The following is a 12,610-nucleotide window of genomic DNA, read 5'->3' on the forward strand; positions in this document are numbered from 1 at the left end:
GCCGCCCGTACGGAGCAGCCCTTTACTATATTTTAACCTGATTACTTCACTGCCTCGATCACTGCAACATACCCACCGCCTTTCGCCATTTTAATGTTGAGGGAAGTGGTATTGTTAGCCTGTAAGGTTTCCATTTTGTAGTCCTTCGCGTTCTTATTGGCATTGATTCCATCTTTCCACACAGATACTTTGTAATTACCTGCTGGTAAGAAGTCGAGTTTTACATCCAGCGTACGCTCGCTCCAGTCGGTCATGGCACCGATGTACCAATTGCCGTTGGGCGCCTGGCGGGCAACAGCGACATAATCGCCTACTTTTGCCTGTAGCGGCACGGTTTGCTGCCATACAGCAGGTACAGGCCCCAGGAACTGCATACATTCCGGTTCGCGCAGGTAGTGGGTAGGAATATCGCACAGCATTTGCAGCGGACTTTCGAACACCACATACATCGCCATCTGGTTGCAACGGGTGCCCAGCGTGTTGGGCTCGGCCGGGTTTACATAGAACTGGTCCTTCTGCACGTTCATCATGCCGCCCGGGGTAAAGTCCATTGGTCCGGCAGCCATTCTTGTAAAAGGAAGCGTAACCGTATGTTCCGGCGTGATAGTACCCGCAAATTTGCTGATTTCATTGCCAAATACGCCTTCGGAGGTCATGATGTTAGGCAAGCTGCGCAGCCAGCCTGTAGGCTTGTAGGCGCCATGGAAATCGACCATCATTTTACGGGCAGCAGCGGCTTTAGCCACGCGCTCATAGTAATTTACCATGTCCTGGTCGTCGCGCTGCATAAAGTCGACCTTAATGCCTTTGATGCCCCATTTCTGGAACTGGTTAAGGGCGGTGTCAAGCTGTTTGTCCAGCACCAGCCAGCTGCTCCAGAGCAATAGGTCTACACCTTTCTTTTCGGCATAGGCAGAAAGTTCAGCTATGTCGATACCGGGTTTCAGTTTCAGCAGGTCGCGGGTATCGCACCAGCCTTCGTCGAGCAATACATATTCGATACCGTATTTCGCGGCCACATCAATGTAATACTTGTACGTATCGTTATTAATGCCCGATTCGAAATCTACATTGTACACGTTGTTGTAATGCCACCAGTCCCACTGTACCTTACCCGGTTTAATCCAGCTGTAATCGCCCTGCGCAGGACGTGCCAGCAGGTAGGGGAGCTGGTTGGAGATGAGGTCTTTATCATCCCTGGCTATCATCATGATGCGCCATGGGAACGACTGCGGACCGCTGATATTGGCCAGGTAGGGTTCACGTTGTGTTACCTGCTGGTCGCGGTCGCTGGTGATCTTTTTCTCCTTTGGATATTGAGGGAAAACACCGCCGATGCCGCCGTTGCCTTTACCCCTGAGCCACATGCCCGGGTAGTTAAACAGGTCGGACTCTGTAATGAGTACCTTTATACCTTTTACATCGAATAAAGCGGGTAAGCTCGCCAGTTTGGATGCATCGATGCTGTCAATTTTGTAGTTTTTGTAGAGGCGTTCGTTATGAGAGAAAAAGCCGTCTTCCTGGGGATACCAGCTACGCCCTTCTTTATCAAAATTAAATCCTGCTTTTTCATCGATTACTTTGTAAGCGCCTTTTTGGGAAGATACCCAATGCCATGCCGCTCCATTGTCAAAGGCTCGCCACTCAAGCGAAAGCCCGTTAGTAAAATCGATGCGCAACTGGTTGTGATGATCAGTTACGTTTTTGCTTTTCTGCCATACGATGGCCTGTAGTGTTTCGTTTACACTGCTGGTTTTAGTGCCTTTCACTTTCCAGGCGCCGGGTTTAAGCACACTGGTGTGAAGGGCGATAACGGCCTTGCCGGCCACCTCGTTACCATCAACACTTAGGGTGTAATAAACACTGTCCGCCACACTTACATCTACTTTCACCTTACCATCCGGACTTAATAAACTATAGTTCTTTTGGGCATGGAGCATGCCGGTATGCAGCAGCAGCAGTGTTGCTACTGCAATTTTTGTTCTAAGCATCAGGTGTTATTTAAACATGATCGATTATGCCAGCAGGTGCGGCCTTTCCTTGTATACTTTCCACAGGAACTCGCCGAACAGGGTATTAGCCCATGCGAACCATGAACGGGTGAACTTCTTTGGATCGTTTTTATGGAATGCCTCGTGCATAAAGCCCGTATCGCCATGTGTTTTACGCAGCTGGTCGATGCAGGTTTTGATTTCCTGGTCGTTGGTGCTGGTAATACCGCGCATGGTAATACTCATTGGCCATATCATATCGCGGCCAACGTGCGGACCACCAATACCTTCGGCTGCAGTGCCTTTGAAGAAGTAAGGGTTGTCCAGCGACAATACAAAACGGCGGGTATTCTGATAAACAGGGTCGCTCAGTTTTACTGCATTGAGGTAAGGCATAGACAGCAGGCTGGGTACGTTGGAATCGTCCATTACGTTGAAGCTGCTGTAACCGTCGGTTTCGAAGGCGTATATTTTGCCGTATTTCTTGTGGTTTACGGTTGCATATTGCTTCAGTGCGGCATCTACTTCGTTTGCCAGGGCAGTTAGTTCTGCGGCCAGGGCACTGTCTTTGGAGATCGTTTTAACCATTTCCGCAGCTTCGCGGAGGCTTACGAGGGCAAAGAAGTTAGAAGGGATGAGGAACTGGTAAACAGTGGCATCGTCGCTGGGTCTGAAGGCCGAGCAGATGAGGCCTACCGGTTTAACAGGGTAACCGTAACCGCTCATGGGTTGTGTATCGGTAGCATGTGGCGTGCTGCGCTGGAACTTGTAAGGGCCCAGGTCGTTTTTACGCTGTTGCTCGCGGAATGTTTTTAAGATGGTAGCAATGGATTTCTTCCAGTCTTCATTAAACGGTTTTGTATCGCCGCTTATTTTCCAGTAGTTGTAAGCCAGGCGGATAGGGTAACAGATAGAATCTATTTCCCATTTGCGTTCGTGTACACCTGGTTGCATAGCCGTATGATCGGTTGCCCATTCGCCCACCTTTTTAGGATCGTCGTAGAAGGCGTTTGCGTAAGGATCTTTCAGGATACAGGCAGTTTGCCTGTTAATAACACCGGCAATAAGGTCTTGTAAAGGTTTATCCTGTTTGATGAACTGGATATAAGGCCATACCTGCGCGCTGCTGTCGCGAAGCCACATAGCGTCGATGTCGCCGGTAATTACGTACGTATCGGGCTGACCATTTTTGGTGTCATGGAAAACGGTAGTATCGAGCGTATTAGGGAAACAGTTTTCGAATAACCATCCCAGCTCTTCGTTCTTCACATTTTTCTTAAACTCCGCAATAGCGCTTTCTACAGCTTTTGAAGTGAATCTTCTCTTCTCTGGTGCAATCCTGACAGTAGGGAAAGCCATGGGAGGTGCAGCAAAAGCAACTTTGTCGGCAAGGAGCAGGCCGGCGCCAAGTACGCTCGCGTTCCTGATGAAATTTCTTCTTTCCATTTTCAAATCGTGGTTTTAGCGGGGTAAAGATAACGGCTTTGGTTTAGTTAAAGAAAGCTAAATGTTACAACGATTTAGCAATAGTGCAGGAGCGGGTTTGAGTAAATTGATAATTGGCGCGGTTAAAAAATACAAAGCCGGGCATTACCCCGGCCTTGCGCTATATGAATAGATAAATAAGAGCAGGTTAATGTCTTAATTTGGGAGCAAACAGCCGGTAGTCTGCCGAATATTTGCCAGGCCCTGTAATCAGCAATAGTAAAGCAATGGCGAAGTACACAAGGGCCAGTTCGAACGAAGGGCCGCCTTTCATATCAACAAAGGGTTGTTGAAAAATTACTGCGTGCATGTACACGGCTACGGCCATGGTGCACATAAGGCCCAATGCCGCAATGGGTGTTGCAAATCCGATGATAAGCGCAATACCACCACCGAATTCGGATACAGCAGCCAGCATCTGCAGAAAAGCAGGAATTGCCAACGGCGAGCCTGGTGGATTCCAGCTTAACGGGGTTTGTATTTTACCCCAGCCATGATAAAGAAATGCGATGCCCACTACAAGCCGTAAAATGAGTAACGCCAGTGAAATACCATTGGTGTATCCTGGTCTGCCAAGCAGTGTTTGGGCGAAGGTTTTTGCCATAGTCTGGTTATTTTGATGAGCATTTGGTTCCTGTAGGTTGATTACAAAGGGCTGAAAGTATTAACATACAACCGTTTAAAAGGTTCATTGGAGTAACTAAATTTTCCGTTAAACGTACATGTATGAACGCTATAATACTGCATAAGCCGTGCCAGAGCTAATGAGAGCAGATAATACAAGCGAAGCAAAAAGCATTATCTTTAATAAATGGAATTTAAGCAGATACTTCCCCCCGCTTTCCTGCGCCCCTACATCCGGCATTACTGGATGCTGGAAAGCAATGGTGTTGAGGGCGGCAGCTTCCGCACTATTGCGGATGGCTGTCCGGGACTTATTTTCCAGCAACCTGATAAGGGCGTGATGTACCAGTTCGATAAAAAGCTGCCCGGTATATTCCTGTTCGGGCAAGCCACTGGCCATGCCACCATTCATATGGAAGGCAGTTTTGCCGCTACGGGCATCTTTTTCCAGCCCGATGCCCTTAAATCCTTATTCGGTATGAATGCAGGGGAATTAACAGACACCTGTACCGATCTTTCCCCACTGGCGAAGCCGTTCGGGTTTTACCTGGAGGAACAGTTAGCGGCAGCCAGTGATGAAACCTCTCGCATCAACATTCTTTCCGAGTACCTGGTTACAATGCTTAAAAAGCAACAGGGGAGGATAGATCAGCAAATGCAATATGCACTGCAACGTATTACGGAGAGTAATGGGAATGTGAGCATCAAAAACCTGAGAGATGAGTTGAATTTGACGGAGCGCAGCTTCGAGCGCCGTTTTAAACAGTACATTGGTATACCACCCAGTTTGTTTTCCCGTATTACCCGCTTCCAGTCGTCGTTACAGCAGTTGCGCCATCACAATTTCGATAAGCTGTCGGACATTGCCTTCGTTAACGACTATGCCGACCAGTCGCACTTTATACGTGCGTTTAAAGAGTTTGCAGGTGTTTCGCCCCTGCAGTACAAAAAGCAGCCCCACGAAATAATGGAGAACCTCTCGCTTATCTCCCGTTAAACAGATTGTCGGTTTCGTTCTATTTTCCGCCTTGTGTGGGTCATAGTTTTGTGTTATAAAATTCAAACTATGAAAAAGATCATCATTTTTGGCGCCACAGGCGGAACAGGTAAACATCTCGTAACACAGGCGCTGGAACAAGGCCAACAGGTAACCGCTTTCGTTCGCGATCCCTCTAAATTGCAGGTGCATCATCCCAAACTGAACATCGTAAAAGGCGATGTGTTAAACGCAGCTTCTGTTGCGCAGGCTGTAAGAGGCCATGAAGTGGTATTGTCTTCTATCGGCGCACCGGCTAACAAAACGGGCGTATTACGCTCGCAGGGCACGCAGCATATTGTTCAGGGCATGGAAGAAGCAGGTATTAAACGGCTGATTTGCCAAACCTCGCTCGGTTATGGCGATAGCGTCAGCACATTAGACCAAACACCATTTTACTTTAAATATTTAATTGTTCCTTTTTTGTTGAAGAAAGGCTTTGCCGATCATGCTTTGCAGGAGGAGTACATTAAACACAGCCGCCTCGACTGGGTAATTGTTCGCCCCGGCAACCTGACGGATGGGGAGCATACACGCAGCTACAGGCATGGGTTTGCATCTACCGATAAAAAAATAAAAGTGAAGGTGTCGCGTGCAGATGTGGCGGATTTTATGCTGAAGCAGCTGGATTCGGATACTTACCTGCATAAAACACCGGGTGTTTCCTATTAAACGCCCGCTTCAATAATAAACAGGATGGCCTGGTTGCTAAGTGCTTCAAATTCCAGTTCTGGTGTGTCCCATAGCGCTACCCCATCTCTTTCGTGCAGCAGCCTGCCGTTTACCTCAAACGCACCCTGTATAACAATGGCATATGCCCCTTTTTCCGGTTCCTGCAAGCGGTAGGTGCTGTCGGCACGGCCGTCGAATTTTCCCATGGCGAAAGTGAGGCCCGGCAACCCGTTAATATTCCATTTCTCGAGCGTATTGATCTTCGTTACGTCGAACGCGAAAAGTCGCGGTGTTTTAATTAACGGAGCGTCGCCGGTTTTAAGCAGGATGGTCATATAATTTACCAGTTGCAACGCATCTTCGTAAGGATTACCGATCGTAAAGTGGCTGCCCTTTTGAACGAACGCGAACATCATTTCGCCCGCTCCGATAATTGTTTGGTGATCCTGCCCGTTAGTGTAGGTAACGGCACCTGCAACAGGTAGTAGCCACAGGTAACTGTCCTCCTGTACTTCGGTGGTTAGTTGATGCCCGCCGGCCAGCGTTTCATCGTTGAGCGCGTACAACGCGCCGAATGCTTCGCGTTGCGGCTGTTGATAGGCTCCCGAGTTAAAGGTGTAAAATATCCTGTGCCAACTGTTTTGCTGTACACCACGCTGGTCGGCCAGGTAAATGCGGCCGGGACTATTATCTTTCATGCTGTCCATATTTTAACGTGTGTATGCTTACGTAAGGAGAAAGGCGGAGTTGATGCACCGCCACACTGCCATCTTGTGCGGGCGTAGTGGCTGCATCCGATAATACCAGGTAATCACCGATGGATTCGTGCCAGTATAACGGATGGCTGTAGAAGTTGATAGCCACCTGGTGTTTCTTAATATCTGCCCTGTCCGAATTAATGATCTCGAACTGAAAGTTTTCGAATGGGAGGAAAAGTTTGCCCAGGTTGTCGGTGATATCTGGCACTTTGCCGTTAAGCTGCCGTAGGTAATTGACGATAGCGGCACTTACCAGGAAGTGTAATTGCTCTGCCCCTGGCACCTTTTGCAGCAACTCGCCAAAAGTGCGATGCTGCTTGCGCTGGTCGAGCGACTGCGCCTGCATCCGGAACTCCGCAAAGCTATCTTCAAACACCAGTTTGTCCCAGGCTTTCACCGAATGGGTATCTATGATTTTCCGGTAACAAAGCGTAATGATTTTTGAAGACAACATGCGTGAGTGAATTAATTAAGGAACATTCAGTTTGATGAATAACGCAAAGCCTTCGGTGGTGCTACCGGTAACAGTGGCTATTTCAGTGCCTGCCGAATCGTCGCTGAACACGTTGTCGCTTTTGTTGTAAGTGTAACCGCTCATACCTTTGCTGTACCCGTTTATAAGTGCAACGGCGGTGCCGCTGCCTTCAGGGAAAGCGATTTGTGTAACCTTCAGTGATGTGCCCGAGGCATCGTAAATATGCACGTGGATATGTGTGGCCCTGCCGTTGTACCAACCAGGGAAGATGGAGGTAAATGTAACCTGTCCGCTGGCATCGGTGGTTTGACGGCCGCGCAGAAAATGCACGCTTGTGTAATTCGTGCTTTGCATGCCTGAGCCGCCATATTCAGAATAGTTGCCTTCCTTATCGCAGTGCCAGATGTCCACAATGGCATTAGCCAGCGCCGCGCAGCCGTTGCTCACCTTTCCAACGGTGATAGTGGCGGTTAGTTTGTACCCCGTACGGCCATCGGTAATATCACTTCTTACATAAGAAGAAGGGCTTTTAGTAGGGAAGGGGCCTTCCGTTTCGGATGGTGCTACTACGCAATTCGTATTACCAGAGCCGGGCGTGGTTACTTCACCTCCAGCGCTGGTTTCTGTGTCAGACGCGCTGTCTTTTTTGCAGGCAGCTGCCAGCGGTGCTACAAAGGCAACCCCAAGGGCTGCGAAACTGTTTTTGAGGAAGGATTTTCTTTCCATGGTCGTACTGTGTTTAGATGCTTTTCCAAAAATAGGAGAAGTGCCTAACGCGGTAATGCGAGTGTCGGTAGATGCCGTTTATTTACCGGTTAATGCTTTTCGCCAGTACGGCTTTAACAATTTGTTGTGAATCTTTCCGGTAGGATGGCTGTTGGTTACTGCCGGCCGGGAAGTAAGCGGTTTTTGAGCGGGAATCTTTCAGTTACTAGACACTTTTTACTGCAGATGAACTGCCTGCTGCACCGGTATTGCTGCCCTGGTGTGACGGGCTTTTTATTAGAATGCCTATATGCCTGTTCCTGATGTATGGGAACCCTTTTGCGTATTGGTATACTCAGTTGATGAAAATGGTGTCCAGTATATTCGTTTGCGTTAGATGTGATTTACGTGTGGATAAATATAACAGCCATTGCCCGCAAGAACCTCAATGGATGTGTTGGCTATAAAAGTAACTCCGGTTTGTTATTTGTGAAGGAGTCCGAACATTAACCTGACGGAACCATGTTTATTGCCATTTAACCCAATGCCGCCAAAGGAGGGCGTAGACTTTAGACTTATGTAATATTTAGGTTTCATCCAAAGGGATGATTATTATTCATTAGGATATGGAATTTTCACAAAAGGACAAATTAATTTAATTGACAATCAGGCCGTAGGCCGAAAAAGTAACGCCCTGCACATTCCTGTGCGGGGCTGTTTATATCCGGGCTTTTTCCACCGATTCTTCCACTGGTTTATTTTCCTTTCTTTCGCCGATGATAACGCCAATGCCCGCATCGTAGCGCAGGTATTTCCAAACCCAGTTGATTAATACCACGAGGCGGTTGCGGAAGCCAATAATGGAAATAAGGTGGATGAACATCCAGATAAGCCAGGCACGGAAGCCCTGGGTACGTATTTCGCGGTTAAATATTTTCAGATCGGCAACGGCCTTATTGCGGCCAATGGTGGCCATGGAGCCGCGATCGTTGTATTTGAAGGGTTTTGGTTTTTTACCAGCCTGGTAACGAATGATGTTGTTGCCCAGGTTACGGCCCTGCTGTATGGCGGGTTGCGCCAGCATGGGGCAGCCATCGGGGTATTCGGGACTGATCATGGCGGCGATGTCGCCAATGGCGAAAATGTTATCGTAACACACCACGCGGTTAAATTGATCTACCTTATAACGGTTGCCGCTCACCATACATTCATCCTTAATGCCTTTTACGGGGGCACCGGTAACGCCTGCGGCCCATATCAGGATGCGGGAGCAAAGCTGCTCGCCATTATCGAGCGTCACTTTATAGCCATCGAAGGATTTTACACGCCTGTTCAGCCATACCGTTACGCCAAACTCGTCGAGGTATTGTTTGGCTTTGCGGGAAGCTACTGGCGACATGCCTTTCAGCAGATCGGGGCCGCTTTGTATAAGGTGAATGTCCATATTCACAAAATCCAGTTCGCGGAAGCCTTTAGGGAAAACATGTTTGCGCAGTTCGCTGAGTGCGCCCGCAATTTCCACGCCGGTGGGTCCGCCACCAACGATGACGAAGTCCATAAGACTGTTTAGCTGTTCTTCATCATTCACCTGTAACGCCTTTTCGAAATTACTGATGATGGTATTACGGAGCAGCAGGGCGTCTTCGATACTTTTAAGGGAAATTGCTTTTTCCTGGAGTTCTTTGTTGCCGTAGAAGTTGGCCGTGGCGCCGGTGGCGATCACCAGGTAATCGTATCGGATAAAACCGATGGAAGTTTCCAGGGTTTGCGTTTCGGTATCTACAGACTGGGCTTCGGCCATGCGGAAGAAGAAGTTCTCCTGGTCCTGCATAATACGGCGGTAGGGGTGGATAATGGAAGAGGCCTCCAGTCCGGCCGTGGCTACCTGGTATAACAGCGGCTGGAAAGTGTGGTAGTTATGTTTATCGATCAATACGATCTGAAGGTCTGTTTTCTCCAGCGTTTTAGCCAGTTCCAGGCCCGCAAACCCACCACCGATGATTACTACGCGTTTCTTATCCGTTTGAGCTATTTTTTCCAGGTTCAGTAACAAAATGTCCGGTTTTTTGGTAAAGATGATTCCTAAAGATAGGAATTAAGGTGAAATGCGGGGAGTGGGGATGGTGATTTGTACAAGAGATAACGTATTAATGTATATAGTACCCCATTTGTGTTCCCGGTGAAACAGATTTTAACCCAGGTTAAAATTTCCCGGTAAAAGAATCTCCAACTTTACATCATCAAACAAACAAACACTACTTAAATACTCAAAATCATGAAAAGAACTGCAAACGCTCACTGGCAAGGTAATATTAAAGAAGGTAAAGGTAACATCTCTACCCAGAGTACGGTACTGAACAACACCCAATACGCATTCGGCAGCCGTTTTGCCGACGGTATAGGTACTAACCCCGAAGAATTGCTGGGTGCTGCCCATGCGGGTTGTTATACAATGGCACTCAGTGCTTTCCTGGCACAGGAAGGTATTACGGCCGGCACGCTTGATACGAAGGCAATCGTGGAAATAGATCCTGCTAAACTGGAGATTACCAGTATTAGCCTGGAATTGACCGCTTCTGTAATTGACGGTGTGGAGGAGGCTAAGTTCCTGGCCATTGCTACGGCAGCAAAGGAGAATTGCCCGGTATCGAAAGCATTGGCGGCTACGCCGGTTTCGCTGAAGGTGATTTACCAGTAGCATTTTTTATTTCGAATAGGAAGGTGGGCCGGTATTGCTGGTCCGCTTTTTTATGTTGATGGGGCTGTTAGTGTATACACCGCAAGAATTAAACAGTGTTCATTTTTGTTACGGCTGCTGAAGGGAGTGACACAACGGCGGCTAAATAGAATTTCCCGGCTGGTTACTAAAAGAATTTTCTGAAAACCCTTAGCAATACTGTGAGGATCACACTGGCGAGGATCATGGTGGTTATAGGGAAGTAAAAGCGGAAGTTATCGCGCTCGATGCGGATATCGCCGGGCAAGCGGCCTATCCAGTGGAGTTTGTCGCCCAGGAAGTACACGATTACGCCTATCAGCAGCAGTACCGCGCCTGCCAGCATGATGTATTTGCCCGTTTCGCTGTTCATGGGGCGAATGTAGGAAATATGTGAATATGAGCATTGATCAAACTATAGAATATCGCAACCATACAGCGATTGGAGCTATAAAAAAAGAGCGATGTGGTTTTCACATCGCTCTTTCGTTTACCTGTTTTTATCCAGGAATAGATATCGCCCTCTATGTTGTTCCTGCTCAAGCCTGGTATTCACATCGATCACCATCACCGGTACGTTTTCTCCTTTGATAGCGGGCCAGTTGGGAAGGCCGGCGCCATTGGGATTGCCCGTCTTCACGAAGTTGGCAAAGTAAGCCTGCATCGTGGCCGATACTTTGCGGTCGTCAGCCGTCCAGGCGTATACTTTATTGCCGTTGAGGTTGCCCATTGCGTACTCTATTTCGGCAGAGTGTACAGCGCCGCCGGTGCGGGGTTGGGGAGATGCAGGTGTTTTGCCGTCGCTCTTTACAACACCTCCTGCAAGTCCGGGTGTGGCGTTACCCATGGAGGCAACCATTGGCGGGCGGGGATGGCTGTACAGGTAGCGGTATACAGGCTGGCCGCCTGTTTTAGCTGCCAGGTCTATCCACTTCCAGGTACTGAAACTGATGAAGCGGTCGCCTGCAAGGTCAGTGGCTACACGTGCCACTTCTGCATCGGTGGCTGGATTGTAGAGTCTCAGCACTTCTTCCGCTTTATCTCCATATAACTTTTTAACGGCTGCTTCAAAATTGGCTTTGGTGGGGGCGTTGTTGCCAAGCACCGCGCGCGCGTTCATCTCTTCATTATTCCAGCCTGCCAGCAATGGCACTTTTGCCTGTTCGCCCGATGCGTAAATGTCGAAAGGACTTTTATCGAACACGTAGCCGTCGATGTTCATGTTAAAACGGTAGGGGCCGAATTTCGTAGAGGCTTCCAGTAATTTCTCTGCAGGCACGGACCTCAGTTCTGCCAGCGATTTAACACCCAGTGCTGCGGCAAACTCTTGTCCAACCGCTTCTGCTTTTGCTAAGGGCACGGCAGACAGTGCGCCGAGCAGGGAACCGCTTTCGCCAATAACGCCGGCTATCAGGTTGCGGGAAAGGGGAGAGGCCATTTGTGCGCTCACAGCGATAGAGCCCGCCGATTCGCCCGCAATCGTCACTCTTTTCGGATCGCCGCCAAAGGCTGCTATGTTTTCCTGCACCCATTTAAGTGCTGCAGTCTGATCTAATAAAGTGTAGTTGCCCGATCCTTTGTAAGGAGCTTCCTGACTCAGTTCGGGATGCGCCATAAAACCAAAAGCGCCGAGGCGGTAGTTCACCGTAAGGGACACTATGCCCTTAGTAGCCATACTTTCTCCATCGTAGCGCGATTCGGAACCATCGCCTGCGACGAAGCCGCCACCATAGAAGTAAACAAGTACGGGCAGCAATGTTTTACCACGTTTGGCGGGCGTCCAAACATTGAGGTACAGGCAGTCCTCGCTCATGCCATCGGAACGGAAGCCCATATCGCCGAACATATTGGCCTGCATGGCCCTGGGGCCGAATTTAACGGTCTTACGTACGCCCTGCCAGGCTTGTACTGGCTGCGGTGCTTTCCATCTTAAATCACCTGTCGGAGGCGCAGCAAAGGGTATGCCTTTGAAAGCCCTGACACCACTGGGCTCCAGCGTGCCCTCGATTATACCATGAACGGTTTTAACCTGGTTGTTACTTGTTTTTTGCGCCTGCACTGCTGCCGGAACTGCTGCAGTGGCGAATATGGAGAAGAAAAGCCATCTCCCTAACGTGGTATTGATGGATGAATGCGGCATATCTGTGG

12 protein-coding genes are annotated in these 12,610 nt (G+C 48.9%); 3 read left to right on the forward strand and 9 right to left on the reverse strand.

Features of this window, described 5'->3' with window-relative positions:
* Positions 1-41 precede the first annotated feature (41 nt).
* The 3 genes from QZT80_RS13925 to QZT80_RS13935 form a co-directional block, all read right to left on the reverse strand.
* Entirely contained in the window at positions 42-1,991 is a 1,950-nt protein-coding gene (locus QZT80_RS13925) for a glycoside hydrolase family 97 protein (RefSeq protein WP_295122834.1), read from the reverse strand.
* Between the two features lie 24 nt (positions 1,992-2,015).
* Complete coding sequence (locus QZT80_RS13930) at positions 2,016-3,437, reverse strand: glycoside hydrolase family 125 protein (protein ID WP_295122837.1); 1,422 nt, start codon at positions 3,435-3,437, stop codon at positions 2,016-2,018.
* Positions 3,438-3,624: 187 nt separating this feature from the next.
* Positions 3,625-4,080: a DoxX family protein gene (locus QZT80_RS13935; protein WP_295122838.1), complete on the reverse strand. Its 456-nt coding sequence runs from the start codon at positions 4,078-4,080 to the stop codon at positions 3,625-3,627.
* A 207-nt stretch (positions 4,081-4,287) separates the two neighbouring features.
* Between QZT80_RS13935 and QZT80_RS13940 the strand changes: the two genes are divergently transcribed.
* Complete coding sequence (locus QZT80_RS13940) at positions 4,288-5,097, forward strand: helix-turn-helix transcriptional regulator (RefSeq protein ID WP_295122841.1); 810 nt, start codon at positions 4,288-4,290, stop codon at positions 5,095-5,097.
* 69 nt (positions 5,098-5,166) lie between these two features.
* Positions 5,167-5,808: an NAD(P)-dependent oxidoreductase gene (locus QZT80_RS13945; protein WP_295122844.1), complete on the forward strand. Its 642-nt coding sequence runs from the start codon at positions 5,167-5,169 to the stop codon at positions 5,806-5,808.
* Here the strand turns inward: QZT80_RS13945 and QZT80_RS13950 are convergent.
* From QZT80_RS13950 to QZT80_RS13965, 4 genes are all read right to left on the reverse strand, one after another.
* Positions 5,805-6,506: a hypothetical protein gene (locus QZT80_RS13950; protein WP_295122847.1), complete on the reverse strand. Its 702-nt coding sequence runs from the start codon at positions 6,504-6,506 to the stop codon at positions 5,805-5,807. The two genes, QZT80_RS13945 and QZT80_RS13950, sit on opposite strands and share 4 nt — an antisense overlap.
* The gene (locus QZT80_RS13955) at positions 6,496-7,020 is read right to left on the reverse strand and encodes a hypothetical protein (RefSeq protein ID WP_295122849.1); all 525 of its coding nucleotides are present in this window, start codon (positions 7,018-7,020) and stop codon (positions 6,496-6,498) included. Before QZT80_RS13955 ends, QZT80_RS13950 begins: the two co-directional genes overlap by 11 nt.
* A 15-nt stretch (positions 7,021-7,035) precedes the next feature.
* A complete protein-coding gene (locus QZT80_RS13960) occupies positions 7,036-7,767 on the reverse strand; it encodes an intradiol ring-cleavage dioxygenase (protein WP_295122852.1) in 732 nt (243 codons plus the stop codon).
* A 697-nt stretch (positions 7,768-8,464) separates the two neighbouring features.
* Positions 8,465-9,799, reverse strand: coding sequence for an NAD(P)/FAD-dependent oxidoreductase (locus QZT80_RS13965; RefSeq protein ID WP_295122855.1), 1,335 nt, complete (start codon positions 9,797-9,799; stop codon positions 8,465-8,467).
* A gap of 222 nt (positions 9,800-10,021) precedes the next feature.
* Here QZT80_RS13965 and QZT80_RS13970 point away from each other — a divergent pair, with 222 nt between their 5' ends.
* The gene (locus QZT80_RS13970) at positions 10,022-10,444 is read left to right on the forward strand and encodes an OsmC family protein (RefSeq protein ID WP_295122858.1); all 423 of its coding nucleotides are present in this window, start codon (positions 10,022-10,024) and stop codon (positions 10,442-10,444) included.
* Positions 10,445-10,610: 166 nt separating this feature from the next.
* On the opposite strand, the gene QZT80_RS13975 is transcribed toward QZT80_RS13970, so the two are convergent.
* Entirely contained in the window at positions 10,611-10,835 is a 225-nt protein-coding gene (locus QZT80_RS13975) for a DUF2905 domain-containing protein (protein ID WP_295122860.1), read from the reverse strand.
* 117 nt (positions 10,836-10,952) lie between these two features.
* On the reverse strand, positions 10,953-12,602 hold the full coding sequence (locus tag QZT80_RS13980; RefSeq protein ID WP_295122863.1) for a carboxylesterase family protein: 1,650 nt from the start codon (positions 12,600-12,602) through the stop codon (positions 10,953-10,955).
* Between the last annotated feature and the right edge of the window lie 8 nt (positions 12,603-12,610).

Source organism: uncultured Chitinophaga sp., from assembly GCF_902168175.1.
GTDB lineage: Bacteria > Bacteroidota > Bacteroidia > Chitinophagales > Chitinophagaceae > Chitinophaga.